Source organism: Nocardia sp. CY15 (assembly GCF_009829295.1).
Classification (GTDB): Bacteria; Actinomycetota; Actinomycetes; order Mycobacteriales; family Mycobacteriaceae; genus Nocardia; species Nocardia sputi.
In genome coordinates this window covers 31,812-49,487 of sequence record NZ_VUOT01000035.1, presented here as the reverse complement: position 1 = coordinate 49,487, position 17,676 = coordinate 31,812, and the positions used below count along the sequence as shown (strand labels likewise).

15 protein-coding genes and 1 pseudogene are annotated in these 17,676 nt (G+C 65.0%); 10 read left to right on the top strand and 6 right to left on the bottom strand.

The window, feature by feature from the left end:
* The first annotated feature begins 39 nt into the window (after positions 1-39).
* From GVY39_RS28375 to GVY39_RS28365, 3 genes are all read left to right on the top strand, one after another.
* Positions 40-1,236 carry a phosphotransferase gene (locus GVY39_RS28375; RefSeq protein WP_236565716.1) on the top strand — a complete coding sequence of 399 codons (1,197 nt, stop codon included), beginning with the start codon at positions 40-42 and terminating at the stop codon, positions 1,234-1,236.
* A gap of 3 nt (positions 1,237-1,239) precedes the next feature.
* Positions 1,240-1,764 (top strand): hypothetical protein, encoded by a 525-nt coding sequence (locus GVY39_RS28370; protein WP_159989369.1) that lies wholly within the window; start codon positions 1,240-1,242, stop codon positions 1,762-1,764.
* 507 nt (positions 1,765-2,271) lie between these two features.
* Entirely contained in the window at positions 2,272-2,601 is a 330-nt protein-coding gene (locus GVY39_RS28365; protein WP_159929883.1) for a hypothetical protein, read from the top strand.
* A gap of 209 nt (positions 2,602-2,810) precedes the next feature.
* On the opposite strand, the gene GVY39_RS28360 is transcribed toward GVY39_RS28365, so the two are convergent.
* Both GVY39_RS28360 and GVY39_RS28355 read right to left on the bottom strand, forming a co-directional pair.
* The gene (locus GVY39_RS28360; protein WP_159929885.1) at positions 2,811-3,236 is read right to left on the bottom strand and encodes a hypothetical protein; all 426 of its coding nucleotides are present in this window, start codon (positions 3,234-3,236) and stop codon (positions 2,811-2,813) included.
* Positions 3,237-3,753: 517 nt separating this feature from the next.
* The gene (locus GVY39_RS28355) at positions 3,754-4,029 is read right to left on the bottom strand and encodes a GlsB/YeaQ/YmgE family stress response membrane protein (protein ID WP_159929945.1); all 276 of its coding nucleotides are present in this window, start codon (positions 4,027-4,029) and stop codon (positions 3,754-3,756) included.
* 344 nt (positions 4,030-4,373) lie between these two features.
* Between GVY39_RS28355 and GVY39_RS28350 the strand changes: the two genes are divergently transcribed.
* Entirely contained in the window at positions 4,374-5,621 is a 1,248-nt protein-coding gene (locus GVY39_RS28350; protein WP_159929887.1) for an MFS transporter, read from the top strand.
* Positions 5,622-5,796: 175 nt separating this feature from the next.
* Here the strand turns inward: GVY39_RS28350 and GVY39_RS28345 are convergent, their stop codons facing one another.
* The 3 genes from GVY39_RS28345 to GVY39_RS28335 form a co-directional block, all read right to left on the bottom strand.
* A complete protein-coding gene (locus GVY39_RS28345) occupies positions 5,797-6,300 on the bottom strand; it encodes a DinB family protein (RefSeq protein WP_159929889.1) in 504 nt (167 codons plus the stop codon).
* Positions 6,301-6,885: 585 nt separating this feature from the next.
* The gene (locus tag GVY39_RS28340; RefSeq protein ID WP_159929947.1) at positions 6,886-7,542 is read right to left on the bottom strand and encodes a triacylglycerol lipase; all 657 of its coding nucleotides are present in this window, start codon (positions 7,540-7,542) and stop codon (positions 6,886-6,888) included.
* 182 nt (positions 7,543-7,724) lie between these two features.
* Positions 7,725-8,738: a BtrH N-terminal domain-containing protein gene (locus GVY39_RS28335; protein WP_159929891.1), complete on the bottom strand. Its 1,014-nt coding sequence runs from the start codon at positions 8,736-8,738 to the stop codon at positions 7,725-7,727.
* A 500-nt stretch (positions 8,739-9,238) separates the two neighbouring features.
* On the opposite strand from GVY39_RS28335, the gene GVY39_RS28325 reads away from it, so the two are divergent.
* From GVY39_RS28325 to GVY39_RS28300, 6 genes and pseudogenes are all read left to right on the top strand, one after another.
* Positions 9,239-9,970 (top strand): alpha/beta hydrolase, encoded by a 732-nt coding sequence (locus tag GVY39_RS28325; RefSeq protein ID WP_159929895.1) that lies wholly within the window; start codon positions 9,239-9,241, stop codon positions 9,968-9,970.
* 118 nt (positions 9,971-10,088) lie between these two features.
* Positions 10,089-11,564 (top strand): annotated as a pseudogene (locus GVY39_RS28320) (phospholipase D-like domain-containing protein); the annotation flags it as partial.
* Positions 11,565-12,072: 508 nt separating this feature from the next.
* A complete protein-coding gene (locus GVY39_RS28315) occupies positions 12,073-13,539 on the top strand; it encodes an amino acid permease (protein WP_159929899.1) in 1,467 nt (488 codons plus the stop codon).
* Positions 13,540-14,337: 798 nt separating this feature from the next.
* On the top strand, positions 14,338-15,369 hold the full coding sequence (locus GVY39_RS34740) for a terpene synthase family protein (protein WP_240679479.1): 1,032 nt from the start codon (positions 14,338-14,340) through the stop codon (positions 15,367-15,369).
* Positions 15,369-16,706 (top strand): cytochrome P450, encoded by a 1,338-nt coding sequence (locus GVY39_RS28305; protein ID WP_159929903.1) that lies wholly within the window; start codon positions 15,369-15,371, stop codon positions 16,704-16,706. The genes GVY39_RS34740 and GVY39_RS28305 overlap by 1 nt, the downstream gene beginning before the upstream one ends.
* Positions 16,707-17,023: 317 nt before the next feature.
* Positions 17,024-17,416 carry a DoxX family protein gene (locus GVY39_RS28300; RefSeq protein WP_159929905.1) on the top strand — a complete coding sequence of 131 codons (393 nt, stop codon included), beginning with the start codon at positions 17,024-17,026 and terminating at the stop codon, positions 17,414-17,416.
* Here the strand turns inward: GVY39_RS28300 and GVY39_RS34080 are convergent.
* Positions 17,406-17,585 carry a hypothetical protein gene (locus tag GVY39_RS34080; protein ID WP_201295380.1) on the bottom strand — a complete coding sequence of 60 codons (180 nt, stop codon included), beginning with the start codon at positions 17,583-17,585 and terminating at the stop codon, positions 17,406-17,408. The genes GVY39_RS28300 and GVY39_RS34080 overlap by 11 nt on opposite strands.
* Positions 17,586-17,676 lie beyond the last annotated feature (91 nt).

Here is a 17,676-nt window from a genome sequence, read left to right as displayed (position 1 = left end):
GGTGCAGCAGTCGAATCCAGCGAGCAGAGGAGACATCCGTTGGCGTCCAGTGCTTCCACTCCCGTATCGGAGGTGATGCGGGGAATCGTCCGCATAGGTGGTCACCTCGCCAAGGAGTCGGTGACACGGCGGCGGGCCCGGACCGCCGACGACGTCCCGGTGACCGGCCGTGAGGTAACAGCCGAATGGTTGACCGCCGTGCTGTGCGCCGGCCACCCGGGCGCAGCCGTCACATCGTTCGAGACACAGGACGTGAGCGCAGGCACCTCTACCCGTTGGAAACTCGGCGTGACCTACAACGCCGTAGGTCAGGCGGCGGGACTGCCGGAGCAGTTGTTCGCGAAGACCACCTCGGACTTCAAACAGCGTCTCACCCTGGACCTGGCCGGAATCATCGGCGGCGAGCCCGGCTTCTTCACCCACTTGCGGCCGGACTTGGACATCGAAGCCCCGCTCGGCTATCACAGCGCTGTCGACCATCGGTCGGGCCGGACGATCTCGTTGCTCGAAGACATCGTCAGCACCAAAGGGGCCACCTTCTGCACACCGCAGACACCGATCGACCGCACTCAGATGGAGGATCTGTTGTGCACGATGGCGACCTGGCACGCCCGCTACTGGAACGACGCCGGACTGCGGCGGCACCGGTGGCTCAAGCCGCCGCAGGCGCACTTCGCGAATCTCGACCGGTTGATCGGCATGTCGAAACGTGCACAGGTCGGAGCCCGGCGGGCAGCGGCGGTGCTGCCGAAAACGCTGACCGACGACCACGACCGGCTGTATCAGGCACTACAGCGATCCCTGGAGATCGCCAGCACCGGTGCGCAGACCTTCTTGCACGGCGACAGCCACATCGGCAACACCTACATCACCTCAGACGGTCGCATGGGATTCACCGACTGGCAAGTCGTCCTGCGGGGCAGCTGGGCGTATGACGTCGCCTACGTGATGGGCTCGGGTCTCGCGGTGAACGACCGGCGGGACTGGGAACGGGAGCTGCTGGCCGTGTATCTCGACCGCCTCGCCGACCGCGGCGCACCGGCGCCCAATTTCGACACGGCGTGGCTGGCCTACCGGCAGCAGGCGCTGTACCCGTATTTCATCTGGCTGGCGACGATGGGTCACAGCGCCATTCAGCCGAAATATCAACCGGACGAGATCTGCCTCGGCATCATCGACCGCACCGCTCACGCGGTGCTCGACCTCGATGCCGTGAAAGCACTGGAAGAGGGGTAAGCCGTGCAGATCATCAGTACTCGCTGCAGTCTTTTCGAATACACGGTGACGGCCAAGGGCCCGTGCGCGGTCGATACGGCCTCGGCGATCGGCGTCCACAGGTACTTCCACGATTGCCTACGCGTGACTGTCGGCGTGGCTCACGGAGACCTCGTCCTGGCCGGCGCGGCCGTGCGGACTGTGCAGCGCATTGTCGCGGAGACCGACGCGGGGCCTGTCGTCATCGACGGCGTCGCGCATCTTCCGATGTCCGGGGACCTCATGAGCGCCGCCACCGACGTAGACGTGCTTTCGGCACTGGCAGACACCCTGGACGTCCTGGTGGAAATCACCGAACGGCTCGAGGAACGCGGCGAACGAGTCCACCTGATGCCTTTCGGTTGGCACAAGTCCTCCCACACCCGGGCGGTAGCGGGACCGGCGGCGCAGCGAATCATCCACCTCGCGGCGAACGGAAAGTCCGAGCGAACCGGTGCTGCGCGGGATGTACGCCCCTGTCCGGTTGGTGCCGCAGTGCGCATGGCGTAACCGTGTCTCGCTGATCGGAAGCTTCTGGCCGCAATGCCGGTGGGGTGCGAACACGCGCTGCCGCGGTGCTCTCGACCTGGTGAGTGGGCGAACTCGCGCGAGGTCGACAGATCAGGTGCCGGTCCCAGCCGACTGTGGGCATCGCAGCTGCGGTGAGCGTTCCGAAGAGATCGAGTTCGATGCCGGACCGCCACCTGGCGGGCGTCGGGGTCGTTAGCCACTTAGGTGCGCGTCGGAGGGGATATCTACGAATCATCGCATCAAGTGACTATCGATTCGAGAAACTGAGCGACTCCGGCGCTTGGTGGTTGCTGCGATGGTCCGCTTGCTGCGGTATGTCACCTTCGATCTGCGATGCTAGCTCTATACGCCAGTTCAGGGACGCTTCTAGGCTGCACCCAGGGGAGTGCGTTGTCGGCCGACGCAGACCAATCCTCCGTGATGTACATGCGTTGATGCCCGATTGCCGCTATTATGTTAATCGTCATTCTAAGACCTAGGAGCGCGATGATGCGTACCCCCTTTCGCCTGGCCGCCGCTTCGGTCGCGGCGGCGGCCCTCGTCGTCACCCCGGCCGGTGCGGCGGCCCAGCCGGTCGACACCTCCCCGCCACCCGCGCCGGGGACCGCTATCGCAACCGGAACCGGAACCGGCTCGTCGGCGGTGGACCACGGATCGTCGGCGGTGCGCACGGGGCTGCTGTTTCTCCAGCAGGGCAACGTCATCGGGATTCTCGTGCTCTTGGCCGCCGCCCCTCTCCAAATCTTGACCAGCGGCATCTGCGATCTGGCCACCGGCTCGGCACTTCCGAATCCGTGCGCCCCGAGCACCCGGTGACCGAAGCGGGTCTTGTGTCGAATCGAAGCAGTCGTCGAACCCATGCCCTAGAACTGCTCGGCTAGCGCCACCCCCCGATGGGACGGTCCGGCACTGTCTGTTCGCCGGCACTGTCGAGGCAGAACCAATGCCAGTCACCATTGCGCCGTGTTCACGCCGGAAGCCCAGCCTCGAACTTTCGCCGCGCCTTCGGCCACGAGCGCCGAACACTACGGTGGCATCGACACCAACCGCGTCTCGCCTCCGATCGTGAAGACGCGGCGCTCACGCCACTGGGTGTCGAGAAAGAAGTCGAGGCGGGTGATGAAGGCATCGGATCCGGTAGTCGGGTCTGCGCGCACGGTGGTCATAGGCAGCAGGTAGGTCGAGGCGCCTTCTGATGAGTCCGGTTTCCACCGGAAGGACAAGACGATGGTCTCGCCGAAACAGGCGATCGAGATCGCGGTCAGGTGGATCCACGGTGTTCGGCCGCTCGGCGGGCCGCCGGGGGTGGGCGCGTACCAGCCTGTGGGCTGATGGGGGACGACCGGTTGCTCGTCAGGTGGCGGCAAGGCGGCCGCTGCAAGCAGGTAGTCCTCCAGTGCCTTCGCGATGCCGATCGCCCATGTCGGCGAATCGGCCTGATAAACGACCACGTTCCCAGTCTGCCCTCCGGCTCGGCCGCCGAGGCAGGGACTCGATGACGGCGAGGCGGCGCTATCCGGTTTCGATGCCTCAGCCGTGCCGGGCGAACGCATGGTGGTGCAGTGGCACCGTGGGAGATGTGTGGGCACATCGAAGAATTGCCTGACCGCCCCTCTCCGCCCAGGCGCGGTGCCGACGGGCCGGGCAAACCGTTCCTGCTCAGCGGCCTGCACACCCTCATCGAGCGCGAACTCGGCCGCGACATCGCATTCTCCGTCTTCCTCGCCGATCCCTCTTGCGCATCCGTGGCGCACTGGCGACAACCGCGATCGAATTCCACCGACGCGACCGCGATGTGCGGTCTTCGCTCGCCAGTATGTCGACCGACGTAACGGCCCGAACCTTCAAAAAGGTTCGGGCCGTTCGTATGTGCGGTGCGATGTCGGACAACGCGCTGATCTGCACCGAGATCGACGAGGAGAGACAGGTCGCCGTGCGCGTTGGGCGCCTGTGCCGCCGATCGGGGTGTCAGCGCAGTGCGCGGCGACGGCCGGTCACCAAGCCGACCAAGAACAGCAGGAGAACCGCGCCACCGAGGCAGGTGAACAAGCTGAACCACAGTCCGCCGCCCTCGACGTCGACTCCCAGGACCTTCAGCAGGAAGCCGCCGAGCAAACCACCGATAACACCCACGACGATGTTGAGCAGAATGCCCTGCTGAGCATCAGTTTTCATGATCTTGCTGGCGATCCAGCCCGCCAAACCGCCGATGATGATCCAACCGAGGATTCCGAGACCGAGCATCATATTCTCCGATTCATCGAGTTCGAGCCCGCACGCTGATCGAGCGAGCCGCCTGTCCTCGCCATACCCCGGCCGCCCGCCGTCAATCGTGTTGTCTTGCAGAGGGAGCAGCCCGGCCGGCGCGGGTGCTGCCGTCGCTGCCTCGGTTCACTGGAGCAACAGAGGGAGACCGCTTCGGTGTGACGAGGTGGCATAGCTGTCACTTCGGCAGGATTTCTTACCTGGCCGCACAACGTCCGGTTGTGGTTCGTCGGGCCACGGTTGTTTGACCGTGTTGCCGCCGTTCGCTTCGATGTCGATGGTCTACACCGGGGATGTACGGATCGGATGGAGCTGGCGCGGATATGGCGAGTAGGCCGTCGCTGGGGCGACAGTTCGAGTGGTTGTGGGGGGCGTATGCGGTGAGCACACTCGGCACGTGGCTCGCGTTCGACGCATTTTCGCTGATCGCGATCCGGGTGCTGGATGCCGGGCCGAGCGCGGTGTCCGGATTGGCGGCTGCGGGGCTGGCGGTGGGGGTGGTGGTCGCGTTGCCACTCGGCCCTTGGGTGGAGTTTCATCGCAAGCGGCCGGTGATGGTGGCGATGGATCTGCTTCGGTTCGCGCTGTTGCTGAGCGTGCCTGCCACGTATGCACTCGGCCGGCTCGGCTTCGCTCAACTCTTGATCGTGTCGGTCGTTGTCAGCGCTGCCGACATCACCTTCACCGCGGCAAGTGGGGCGTATCTGAAAGCGCTTGTCCGTCAGGAGAACCTGCTGGTGGCCAACGGGCGATTCGAGGCGACCACCTGGACCGCCTCCATGCTCGGACCGCCGCTCGGCGGGGCGATGGTCGGACTGTTCGGCCCGGTGGTGACCGTGATCGCCAATGCGGTCAGCTTCCTGCTCTCGGCCGTGGGAATCCGCGCCATCGGCGGACCGGAGAAGCCGCCCCCGGCCCGGATCGACGGACACCGGCTGAGGGCCGCCGACCTGCTCGAAGGCTGGCGCCATATCCTGACCCACCCGGTGCTGCGCCCACTGTTGTGCAACGTGCTGATCGTCAACGGCTTGATCATGGCGACCACGCCGCTCATGGCGGTTCTTCTGCTCGGACAGCTCGGATTCGCGCCATGGCAGTACGGCCTCGCGTTCGCCGCACCCTGCATCGGCGGCTTGATCGGCTCACGCCTGGCCCGCCCGCTCGTCGCACGGTACGGACAACACACGGTCCTGCTCACCGCCGGTTCGCTGCGCGCATGCTGGCTGGTCGGGCTGGCATTCGTCGGGCCCGGAACTGCGGGCCTCGTACTCGTCACGGCTGTCGAGCTCGGGCTGATCACCTGCTGCGGCGTGTTCAACCCGGTTTCGGCCACCATCCGGCTCCACCAGATCCCCACCGACCTGGTCGCCCGCACCCTGTCCGCGTGGTCGATCGCCACCAAAACGAGCATCGCCGCCACGACCGCCCTGTTCGGCGTGCTCGCCGGATTCACCGGCCCCCGCACCGCAATCACCCTCGCCGGTCTGCTCATCCTGGCAACACCACTACTGCTCCCTCGACGCGACCATGCGCCACACCGAGATCGAGAACCCACCCGAAGTCCTACATGAGGCTCCACGATTCGTCACGGAACCGTCAGGCGGCAGTCGGTGGGGAGGCCCGGGCGATCGCTCACAACGACTTGACGTTCCAAGCGTTCGATGTGCCGGACAAGCCCGGTCGGCAACTGGTGATCTATCAGGCCGAGCCGGGTTCACCGAACATCTGCTCGGTAGTGCCGAAGTTTCACGAGTTCGGCTGAGACAGTGGGGACTTGTCGATCTGTTCGCGGAGGATGTCGCCGTGACCTGCGTGCCTGGCGAACTCTTGGATCATTGCCAGCAGCGTCCATCGCATGCTGACCTTTCCCTCGCGGGGATTGTCCTTGGTGTCGTCGAGGTCGAAGCGGGACGCGATCACACGTGATCGTTGGCTTGCGCGCTCGAATTCGGCGATTACCTGTGCCAGTGACTCGTCGTCGGCGACGGCGAAGGTGCCCTCGTCGCGGCGCGAGTATCCATCGCATTCGGATTCGTCGAGTCCTGCCCAGAACCGTTGAAACCAGATCCGTTCGGCGGCAGCGGCATGCTTGATCAACGAGATCGGTGTCGTCAGCGACGCGACGAGTCGTCGGCGGGCATCGGCCTCGGACAGGCCGCGTGCGGTCTCGATGAGTGCTTCGCGGTTGCGGTCGAGCATGTTCTCGATGACCGCTCGCTCGGTGCCGTGGGTAATTGTGTTGGTGCTCATGAGTTTTCACTCCATTCCGGTGTGTAGTCGAGGGTCGTGCGGATGTATCGGGCGGGCCGAATGACACAAGGCGGTGATGCGGCGATCGATCTCGGGAGAGGAACCCAAACGTCCGGTGTGTCAGAAAACGACCGGGAAGAAGAAGGGCATGCGATCCGCAAGTCGCGCGGATTGCGCACGGAGGCGGCGAGGCGGGCCGACGTCGACACCGCAGCCCAGGCCTGTCAGGAGGCGCTGCCCGGGGCCAGCATATCGCAGAGTCTCGATCCGGGCTGCATGTCGACGACGGCAGCCTTGTCGGGTAGAGGGCGCCAGCGAGGTCGAACGGGTCATCGACAGGCTTGTGTTCAGGCGTCGAATTCCGAGACCAGCCTGAGCATCTACCGCTGCCGTCGACAGATGCCAACGGCTCTGCCTGCCACCAGCCCTCCAACAGGGTAAGCCGCCGGAACGCGAGAACCTGACCGCTCGAAACAAGGCAATCGAGGTGACCGTGGCGGGTCGGGGTGCCGTTGCTGAGGACCGGGCCAAAGATTCGGCCCCGCCTCGCGGATGTGAGACGGGGCCGGGCTGAGGCTCAGCCTACTACTTCACGAAGTCGCGCACGCCCTCGAAAACCGTCGACGACGACAGCAGCGCGGTATGGCCGATGCACAGCGTCTGTGTGTTGGTGGCACCGCTGAGAATGGTGCTCTGATCGGGGTTGATGATCTCGTCGCACGGTGACCACCAGGTGCCGTAGTTCACCCGGCCGGGGGTTTCGTCGGTGCTGTTGAGTTCAGCCAGGAAGGCTGAGCCGGGCCGCATCTCCGCGCAGGAGACGTCGAGGCATCCGTTGGCGACGTCTGTGCCGTGATTGGGGCCGGCGATGGAGACCCAGTCGTCGACGAAGTTCAGGCCGTCGAGTTTCTTCAGGTACCAGCGGCTGTTGAGGCCGCCCATCGAGTGCGTGATGATATCGACTTCGGCAGCACCGGTTCTCGCGCGCAGCGCATCGACCTGCGCTTTCACCTCCAGCGCGATGTCCTTGTTCGACTGGGTGGTGTCGTAGCTGAATCGTGCCATCTCATCCGCGGAGTATCCCGCGTCCAGGAATCGGCCCCACATGTAATTCCAGTTCGACGCCGATCCCTGCCATCCGTGGACGAAAAGGATCGGATCCCGCGCCGGCGCCGCGGCGGCCTGTGGCGTGGCGATGCCGAGTGAAGTGGTAGCCGTGGCGGCCAGGGTGATTGCGGCCATCCCGACGCGGCGCGTGATCGATGTGATGTGCACGAATTGACTCCGATCTGCTCGCTGCACTGCGAGCAGACAGAAGGTAGCGCCTGGAGGGCTCAGCCGGGGGCTTGTGAAACGTTGGGAATTCACCTTACGTCTGGTCTATCACGGCATTCCGCAGAGACGGTGCCTGAGCGTACCGGGCATCAGGGCTGAATCGCGTTCGGAGCTTGATCCCCCAGACGGCTCAGCGCCTGCATGGCCTCGCGTTCTATGCGTGAAAGATCGCAGAGAATGGTGCCCGCCTGTACGAGGCACTGCGCGTTGCCGGATACACCGGCTCGGGTGATCAATGCGGCGACTTCCGTCCAGAGGGTGGCGGCCTCGGTGTAGAGCCCGTGGCCGGTGCGCAGGTGGCGGCTGTCGAGCGTTTGGGCGCATTCGGCGAGGAAGTCGCGGTAGAAGTTGCGGAACAGGGCGCCGCCGGTGCCTGCCTTCTCCATCAAGAGGGCGGCCTGCGGTAGGTCCCGCTGCGGGTGGTCGGTCCGCTCGAGCCATGTGCGCACCAGCTTGCCGGCCTTCTCGATGCCTCGGTGGCCGAGGTTGGCGATGGGCGGGTTGAGGAAGGCGTCGGCGCAGGCGGTGATCGCGGGAATGATCCGACTCCGCGGGGAGAGCGGATTCCGCGCAGCGGTGAGGGTGAAGGACCGGTGCTTGGCGGTCATCGGGCCGCGGGCGGCCCTGGCCTGGGCGAGGCTGGCCCGGCTGGTTGATACCGTGCCGCCTTGCTGGTCGGTGTCCACCAGGTAGGCGTCGCGGTCGTCGTAGCCGTACATAGCGACGACATGACCACCGAAGTGCACCTTCGACCCGAAGTAGTCCAGGTAGTAGCTGTCGAGCTGCAGTCCGACGGGATGGCCGGCGTCGATGGGGGCGACCACGTTCTCCCAGGCTCTGCGAGGGGAGGTGGTTTCCTGGACCGAGAGTTCCAGCCCGAGTCCGGTGGCCAGGTTTCTGGTGAGGTCGAGAGGTTTGACCCGCCCCCCGAGGAAGGGGAAGCCCATGGCTTTGCTGTCCCAGTAGACGAAGGACAAGCCGGAGCCGAGGCCGAAGAGCATAGGCTCGGGCAGGTCGAGTGCCTGGTGGCGCAGCAGCACTCCCAGAGCTGTTGTCTCGCAGTGCTGGCCGCTGCGGGTTTCGATGTCGATTACCGTGGTCATGCTGCTTTCCTGGAGGGGGACGGTCAGCCGGGTCCTCAGTTCCTCTCGCGGTGCCGCTGCCGGCTCGACGAGATACGCCTCACCTACGGCGCCCGTGGGATGCGGCGAAGGGAGCCCTGTCGTCATCTTGGACTCTCCCATCGGGGGAGAGTCCAACGCCGTACCCATTGGCCTGAGGTCCCATCTACTCCCCACTGTGCCGGGACCGCGTCCACATTCGTCACCATCGGACATGCTCGACTTCGTTGATGCGCGTAGAGCCGACGCCACGGCTACCCACTAGCGCACCCAGTCTCTCGCTCATCAGAGTGCACGGAACCTTCGCGAAAACCCGTTGGCGGACCATCCCGACCACTGCTACCGTTCCGGCGGCCGTGCCAGAGAACGAGGAGGTGGTACCCGTGAACGCAGTATCGACATGGGTGCTCCCCTCTGGGGTCACGGTCGGGCGATAGGTCGTCCGGGAGCGCCGCTCGACAGCACTCCCGAAAGGCACGACCGTGCACTTCACTTCCCAAAAGCGTCTCGATGACGGCGTCCTCGAACGCGAATTCACCCTCGGCGAGATCCCCGGCATCCTGTGGACGCCCGGATCCGCGTCCGCACCGGCGCCGTTGATCCTCATCGGCCACCCCGGCGGACTGCGCATGATGTACCCCCGGCTGGTGGCCCGGGCCCGGCACGCCGCGGCGGAGGGCTTCGCCGCGGCCACCATCGAGCTCCCCGGCAGCGGTGACCGGCCCCGTTCGGCCGCCGCCGAGCAAGCCCGCGCCGACCTGCGCCGGGCACTGGAGGCCGGTGCGCCGGTCGACGACGAGATCGTCCGCCGGCTCGTCCTGCCGCTGGTCGAAAAGGCGGTTCCGGAATGGCGGGCCGCCCTGGACGTCCTTCTTGCGCTGCCGGAGATCGGCGGCCCGGTCGGGTACTCGGGAGGGGTGATCTCCATCGGCGTCCGGTTGGCGGTGGTCGAGCCGCGCGTCGCGGCCGCCGTTCTGTTCGCCGGGAGTTTCGTGCCCCGCATCATGTTCGAGGAGGCCCGGCAGGTCACCATTCCGCTGCATGTCCTGCTGCAGTGGGACGACGAAGGCAACGACCGGCGAATGGCGCTGGACCTGTTCGACGCCTTCGGCTCGCCGGAGAAAACGCTGCATGCCAATATGGGCGGGCACGCCGGCGTCCCGCAGTTCGCGGGCGACGAGGCGAACCGGTTCTTCGCCCGGCACCTGAAGTAAGGCCGGCCCGTCAGGCCGGCAGCAGACGATAGGAGCTGTCGGCCACGACGCCGCTCACAGTACTGTGAATCGTTCACCTGCGGGACGGGTGTCCGGCCGGAGGAGAGAACTGCTACACATGAGCGACGAGCAACAAATCCTCACCCCTGGCGAAACTTGCTGGCAGATCGCACGGGCCGATCGACTGGCGTGCATTGTCGATGCGGCGGACTATTTCCGCCATGCCAAGTCCGCGATGTTGCAGGCCCGCAGGCGCATCGTGCTGATCGGCTGGGACTTCGATACCCGGATCAAGTTCGAACCCGAGGAAAAGACCCTCGAAGGGCCCAATCGGCTGGGTAGATTCCTGTCGTGGCTGCCGAAACAGCGGCCGGAACTCGACATCTACCTGCTGAAGTGGAATGTCGGTGCGTTCGCGGCGATCAGCCGTGGAATGACACCGATCTTCGTCGTCAATTGGATGACCGACCGGCGCTTGCACCTGGAAATGGATGGCGCGCACCCCATCGGTTCGGCGCACCATCAGAAGATCGTAGTGATCGACGACGCGCTCGCGTTCTGCGGTGGTATCGACATGACCGTCGATCGCTGGGACACCAGCGACCATCGGGACGACAACCATTATCGAACCGAGCCGAACGGTAACCGATACGGACCATGGCACGACGCGACCACTGCCGTCGACGGCGACGCGGCCAGGGCGATCGGTGAATTGGCCCGGGCCCGATGGAAGGCGGCGACGGGACAGCAATTGGCCGCCGTCGAGGAGATCGCCGGTGACACGCCGTGGCCGGAGGGGCTGGAGCCGACGATGCGGTCGGTGGATGTGGGGATCGCGCGGACCTTCCCCGAGCTCGCCGACCGCGCCGAAGTGCGGGAGGTCGAGGCGTTGTATCTGGCGGCGATCGCGGGCGCCACGCGGTCGCTGTACATCGAGAGCCAGTACCTGGCCTCGCGCACCCTCGCCGAGGCGATCGCCGCGCGGCTGCGCGAGCCGAACGGTCCGGAGATCGTGCTGGTGCTGCCGCGCCACGCCGACGGCTGGCTCGAGCAACAGGCGATGGATGGGGCCCGCCGCCGCTTACTGCATCTGTTGTGGAAGGCCGATACCGAGAACCGGTTCGGCGTCTACTACCCGGTCACCGAGGCCGGCGCGCCGATCTACGTCCACGCCAAGGTGCTGGTAATGGACGATCGGCTGCTGCGGGTGGGATCGTCGAACCTCAACAACCGTTCGATGGGATTCGACACCGAATGCGACCTGGCTGTCGAGGTCACCCCTGCCACCGCGGACGGTGAGCTGCTGCGGGAAACCATCCGCGGTATCCGGCGCCAGCTGATCTGCGAACATCTCGATGCCGAACCCGCGAAGTTCGACGCCACACTCGCTGAGACGTCGTCGCTCCTGCGCACCGTCGAGACGTTGCGCGGTGACGGCCGGACCCTCGTGCGGTTCGAGCCGGAGACCGTCGAGGACGAGGACAGCCCCTTGGCGGAGAACGAACTGATGGATCCCGAACACACGCCACCGAGCCTGTGGGCCAACCCATTGCTGAGCCGGGGTATCCGCAGGCTGAAGACAGCGGTGGCAGTGCGCACCTCGAATGCTGGAGTGACCGGACGAGCCACACGTTGTGCCACTGCACTATCACGCCGCTATCCGCACCGGTTGTGGCGCCAGGGAAATCAGACCTGGTTCAGGCCGCCGTCGACGTAGAGGCTCGAACCGGTGATGAACACCGGCGAACCAGCCCAGGCCGCCATCACCATGCGAACCGCCCAACAGACGATTTTCCATGACACGGTGCGACCCTCGCATGTCATCCTGCCGGTCGTCCCGCGCACACCGTAGTTCCGCCACCCCGATCAACGGCCGCCGACGCACCGGCGCCCGAAGGCGCGGCGGCGCTGAACCTGGGACTGTGGATTGCCAACGGTGCTTGCGGCCCTGCCAGTGGCCTCTCCGCGTTCGGATGCGCTGTGCGGCGGTCTATCCCGACCCGCTGCCGATGCGCCGTCGATCTTTCCGCTATTGAACGTACCGTTGATTGACGATACGTTGTGTATTGATATGATCGGCGTCACGTGAGAGGTTTCCCGCTATGGCAGCAGTTCGATCCCCGATGCCCGCGGATACGCCGCATGCCGACGACACGGGCTACCACAAGTCGCTGCGCCCGAGGCAGCTGCAGATGATCGCGATCGGTGGTGCCATAGGTACCGGCCTGTTTCTCGGCTCGGGAGGCCGTTTGGTCAGCGCGGGTCCCGGGCTGTTCGTGGTGTACGCCGTCTGCGGGGTGTTCGTGTTCTTCATCCTGCGGGCATTGGGGGAGTTGGTGCTGTATCGCCCTTCCTCGGGATCGTTCGTCTCGTACGCCCGCGAGTTCTATGGTGAGAAACTGGCTTTCGTGGTGGGGTGGATGTCGTTCTTTCAGTGGTCGATGACCGGGATCGTGGACATCACCGCGATCGCCACCTATGTCCATTTCTGGGGGACGTTCGAAGTGGTTCCGCAGTGGGTGATCGCGCTGGCGGCGCTGATCGTGGTGGTCGGGGTCAACCTGATTTCGGTGCGGTGGTTCGGTGAAGTGGAGTTCTGGGCGGCGCTGATCAAGGTCGTCACGCTGGTCACTTTCCTGGTCGTCGGCACGATCTTCCTGGCCGGCCGGCACACGGTGAACGGGGAGCGCACCGGCGTAAGCGTGATCGCCGATCATGGCGGGTTGCTCCCCACCGGTTTGCTGCCACTGATTACCGTCACCACGGGCGTTGTGTTCGCGTACGCCGCAGTGGAATTGGTCGGCACCGCGGCCGGAGAGACGGAGAATCCGGAAAAAATCATGCCCCGAGCCATCAATTCGGTCATCGCCCGTATCGCGCTGTTCTATGTCGGTTCGCTGGTATTGCTCGGACTACTGTTGCCCTACACGGCGTACAAAGCCGGCGAGAGCCCGTTTGTCACCTTCTTCTCCCGGCTCGGCGTCGGAGGCGCCGATTCGATCATGAACCTGGTGGTGTTGACCGCGGCGTTCTCCAGCCTGAACGCCGGTCTGTACTCGACCGGCCGGATCCTGCGCTCGATGTCGATGAACGGCAGCGCACCGGCGGTGGCCTCTCGCATGTCCAAAGGTGGTGTGCCCTATGTCGGTATTCTCGCCACCGGCGCCATCGCACTGATCGGTGTCGGACTCAATGTAGTGGTGCCGGAGAAAGTCTTCGAGATCGTGCTGAACATGTCAGCTCTGGGCACCATCTCCACCTGGGCGGCGATCGTGGTCTGCCAGTTGCAGTTGTGGCGCTGGTCGCGCAGCGGCAGGACGGAACGTCCGAAGTACCGAATGATCGGTGCGCCCTACACAAGCGTGGCGACGCTGATGTTCCTGGCGGCGGTGGTGGTGCTGATGGCCCTCAGTGATGACGAACTGCAGCGGCTTTCGGTGATCGCCACCGCAGTGGTCATGGTCCCGTTGCTGATCAGTGGATGGTTCCTCGCTCGCAGACGGGTATCCACCATTGCGCAGCAGCGACAGGAAGTCACCGGCCCGTTGCCGGTTCCAGCCGTCGGCTGACGAGCACGAGCTGAGACCGCAGCTTGCTCGGGACCACTGGCGAAACCGCCGAGTGAAGCGCGATCGATCCGGTCCGTCCTCCGATCGGATCGCCTCGAACGTCGAGCGTCGACACAAGCCGTAGACGATTCCGTAGCGACAATGGGGAACGCGGCGCTGGTCGAACGCACCGTCGTCGACCTGACGGGGCCGTTGCTGGAGATCGGGATCCAGCCTGCGACCGCGGCGACGTGGTCGCTCCCCGGCCTCGAACGCTGCTTGATCCAGCAGTCGAGGTCACTGCCGCCCCGCTCGGGCATGGGCTGGGCGAGCTCGCGGACCAGCGTGCGGCCGCGCCGCAACAGGCTCGGGCCTGCGGTCGGGCAGCACATCGACCCGCTCACGGCTCACCGCGTCGATTGCGACGGCGCTTTACCGGTCGGGACGTCAACCGAAATCGCACCCGCCCACCACTTTCGACACCCGACCTTGCGGCAACCGTTCCATGCAGAGTCCGGATGGCAACATGCCGCGAGGCCGCCAGGAATCGCGGGCACCCGAACGGTCGCTTGACGAAATCATGGGGACATCCCAGCAATGGGAAGCCAGCTGACGTTGCCAAGGGTTAGCGTCATCGGCAGCTACCCTGCCGTAATTGCGAATCGTCGCGTAGTTGCCTCCCTGTCGGGTGACTAGCCTGAGCCGTGTGTCCGGCAGTAGCTGGACATAGATAGTCCTCCGGTGGTGAGCCACTCCACTGAGGGACCGCGATTTGCCGCGTAGTCAGTATTTCGCGAGCATACAAGGTAAGGGCGGCTCGTGCCTCGGATCGATACATCGGCTCTGATACCGGGGTTCTGTGCGGGAGGCCCGGTAAATCCCGCTGCTGGACAAGCGGAAGATGCGACGATCGCATGGCTGTGGCGGGTCGGTTTCCTTGTCACACCGGAGCAGGAAGCGCATCTGCGCTCGTTCGAGTTCGGGCTATATCACGGGCTCGCCACTCCGGATGTGGACTATGAGCATCTCGTTCTCGGCTTGATGTGGTTCTGCTGGGGCTCACTTGCCGACGACCAGTACGACAACTACGACTGGGGCGAGCGGGCGGGCCGGGTGGCCGGGGTCGTGCGTGCCGTACGTGCGATCGTAGACGGCGGACCTCCTGACGGAGGGTTGCCCAATCCGGTACTCGCCGGTCTCGCAGACTTCTGGCCCCGCCTCGTCGCTGGACTATCCTGTCACGGTAGGCAGCGGATCGCCGAGCACTTCGTGGACTACATGGAGGCGGTGATGCTTCAGAACACCTACCATGCTGCTGGTCGCGTCCCGGACTTGGCGACATTTCTTACCATGCGCCGCCACACCATCGCGATGATTTTTCAAGCCGACGTTCTCGCGGTGGTCTGCTCGCTGCGGATCCCCGACATGTTGTGGAACAGTTTTCTGTTCCGGGAACTCGTTTTGTGTTTCGCCGACGTCACTGCGTGGCACAACGATGTCTACGGATTGGAGAAGGACATTGCCGACGGCCAAACCTGCAATATGGTTCGGGTGGTCGCGGCCACCGAGAACTGCGGCCTCGACGGGGCGATAGAGCGAGTGTTGGAGCGTGCCGAACAGCGCCAGCAGCTGCTTGTGGAGCTCCAGGGCCGGCTACCCGAACTTGCTCGCCGGCTCGATCTGCCGCCCGAAGCCGCAGACCACAGCATTCAGCTGGCCTGGGCCTTACGTCGCTACATACATGCAAATCTGGTATGGGTCCACCGAACCCGCCGCTACGACCTGGATCGTCCGCGGATCCGCGGAACGTTCGACGATCTCATCACCCCACCCGACCGGGCCGAGTCGTGATGGACGACCTGAGATCGGTTCCCGCCGCGCCGGGCCGCCTACCTGTACTCGGCCATCTAGCGGCGTTGCTACGCGATCCCTTCTACTTTGTCGAATCGCTGCGCGCGGTTGGCGATATCGTCCGCATCGACCTGGGCAACTGGCCGGTGTACATGTTGACGACACCGGAACTGGTTCGAGAGGCGTTGATCCCACGATCCGACAGCCTGGCAAGGGGCCGAATCTACGAGCGGGCCCGCACGTTGTTCGGCGACGGGCTGGCCACGTCCGAGGGCGCGCTGCACCGGCAGCGGCGACGACTCGTACAACCAGCATTCCACCAGCAGCGGATCGCCGACTACACCGAAGCAATGCGACGCCATACCGACGCTCTCGTCGCCTCCTGGAGACCGGGCCAACAGATCGCGATCGATCGGGTGATGCACGAGTTGACCCTTCGCATCGTGGCAGACGCGCTGTTCTCCGCCGATCTCGACTCGACGAGCATTGCCGAAGTGGAACAACACGTCCCGATCATCATGAGAGGCATCGCATCCCGGATGGTCACTCCAAAGTATCTGGACCGTTGGCCGATACCCTCGAACAGGCGCTTCGACACCGCCGCGGCGCGGCTGCGCCAGGTGGTCGAGGAGTTGATCGTGGCCCGCCGTCGCTGGGATCAGGACCGCGGGGACTTGCTGGCGATGTTGCTGGCGGCGCGGGATGCGGACACCGGGGAAGCGATGTCGGATACGCAGGTGTGCGATGAAGTCATTTCGCTGCTGATCGCCGGGACCGAGACCCCTGCCATCACGTTGGCCTGGGCATTCCACGCGCTGGCCGATCACCCCGAGGTCGAACAGCGGCTGCACGCCGAGATCGACACAGTCATCGGGGAATCGCCGATCAGTAAGTCCATCATCACCGAGCTCGAATATTCAGGCCGGATCCTGAACGAGATACTGCGCCTTCACCCGGTTCTCGTGTTCACTCGGCGCGCGATAACCCAAACCGTCCTCGGCGGACTGCGCATTCCACCGGGTACCGAAATCGCCTATAGTCCCTACGCGCTTCACAGAGACCCCGGCATATACCTGGAGCCAACACGGTTCGACCCGGATCGTTGGCTGCCCGATCGTGCCGCATACCTGCCACCGCGAACGTTCAATCCGTTCGGCGCCGGGCACCACCGATGCATCGGCGATACCTTCGCCTGGACCGAATTGCACATCATAATGGCCACTGTCGCCCGCCGTTGGCGGCTACACCTCGCCGAAGGACATTCGGTCCGACAGGTCATCGCTGAAGTGCCTCGCCCCAATGCTCTGCCCATGATCGTCCAACCTCGCCGACCATGATCCCAGCCCTGCGGACTCGCAACGGTGGCGAGATCCCAGGGGCACACCTACTGGCTGGGCGGGCGTGGGAGTCGAGGCGGGAAGCGGGCATGAATGAGGTTCCGCCTTCGCAAGAGGCAGCGCGAGCGGTGGCGCACGTCACGCCGGCGTGGTGTCACACGCCCGTGGCCGGCGGTGTCTGATGCGTGACCAGTCACATCATCGGGAAGTCGGCACAGGATGCCGCGAACGGCACCGTCCGGCAGCCCGTCGGCGACAAACGGCCAGGCCGGATCGAGAGGCAGAGCCCGACTCGCCTGCACCTGAAGGAGAATCTCATGAACCTCGCCCTCTGGATCGTCGCCGGGCTGCTTGCCACCCTCTCCTTCTTCGGTGGCGCCACCAAGGCGTTCACGCCCAAAGACAAGCTGGACGAGCTGGGCAGAAAGTCCGGCGGGGGATGGACCGAGCACGCCAGCGCCGGATTCGTCAGAACCCTGGGCGGCCTCGAAATCCTGGCCGCGGCCGGCCTGATCCTGCCAGCCGTGCTCGATATCGCACCGGTGATGGTGCCGGTGACAGCCGTGTGCTGGATCCTGTTGATGATCGGCGCGATGATCACCCACGCCCGCTACGGCCAGGACAAATACGTCGCGCTGAACTTCGTCTACCTCGCTGCGGCCGCCTTCGTGGCCTGGGGCCGCTTCAGCCCCGAGTCGTTCACCGGCTGATTCGGGTGAGCCTCCAGCGGGTCGCGCCATGTGGTTCGGCGGTGCCGACGCCGACTGCTGTGTGCGGGGTGACGAAGTAGCGCTGCCACGGCGGCGGTCCACGTTCGGTGCACAGCCAGCGGCTCCCGCGGCTCGCCTCGACGACGGCGCTCTGAAACACGGCGTCCATGCCCCTCGTCAGCGCCGCATATGGAACCAGCCATGGGCACGCTCGTCGGCTTGACATATGGCCGTCTGCGATCACCACGGTGGTGTCTCCC

Coding starts and splice junctions, on each gene's coding strand:
- GVY39_RS28365 (WP_159929883.1), top strand. CDS start 2,272: ATGATGCGTACCCCCTTTCGCCTGGCCGCCGCTTCGGTCGCGGCGGCG.
- GVY39_RS28355 (WP_159929945.1), bottom strand. CDS start 4,029: ATGCTCGGTCTCGGAATCCTCGGTTGGATCATCATCGGCGGTTTGGCG.
- GVY39_RS28350 (WP_159929887.1), top strand. CDS start 4,374: ATGGCGAGTAGGCCGTCGCTGGGGCGACAGTTCGAGTGGTTGTGGGGG.
- GVY39_RS28345 (WP_159929889.1), bottom strand. CDS start 6,300: ATGAGCACCAACACAATTACCCACGGCACCGAGCGAGCGGTCATCGAG.
- GVY39_RS28340 (WP_159929947.1), bottom strand. CDS start 7,542: ATGGCCGCAATCACCCTGGCCGCCACGGCTACCACTTCACTCGGCATC.
- GVY39_RS28335 (WP_159929891.1), bottom strand. CDS start 8,738: ATGACCACGGTAATCGACATCGAAACCCGCAGCGGCCAGCACTGCGAG.
- GVY39_RS28315 (WP_159929899.1), top strand. CDS start 12,073: ATGGCAGCAGTTCGATCCCCGATGCCCGCGGATACGCCGCATGCCGAC.
- GVY39_RS28305 (WP_159929903.1), top strand. CDS start 15,369: ATGGACGACCTGAGATCGGTTCCCGCCGCGCCGGGCCGCCTACCTGTA.
- GVY39_RS28300 (WP_159929905.1), top strand. CDS start 17,024: ATGAACCTCGCCCTCTGGATCGTCGCCGGGCTGCTTGCCACCCTCTCC.
- GVY39_RS34080 (WP_201295380.1), bottom strand. CDS start 17,585: ATGGACGCCGTGTTTCAGAGCGCCGTCGTCGAGGCGAGCCGCGGGAGC.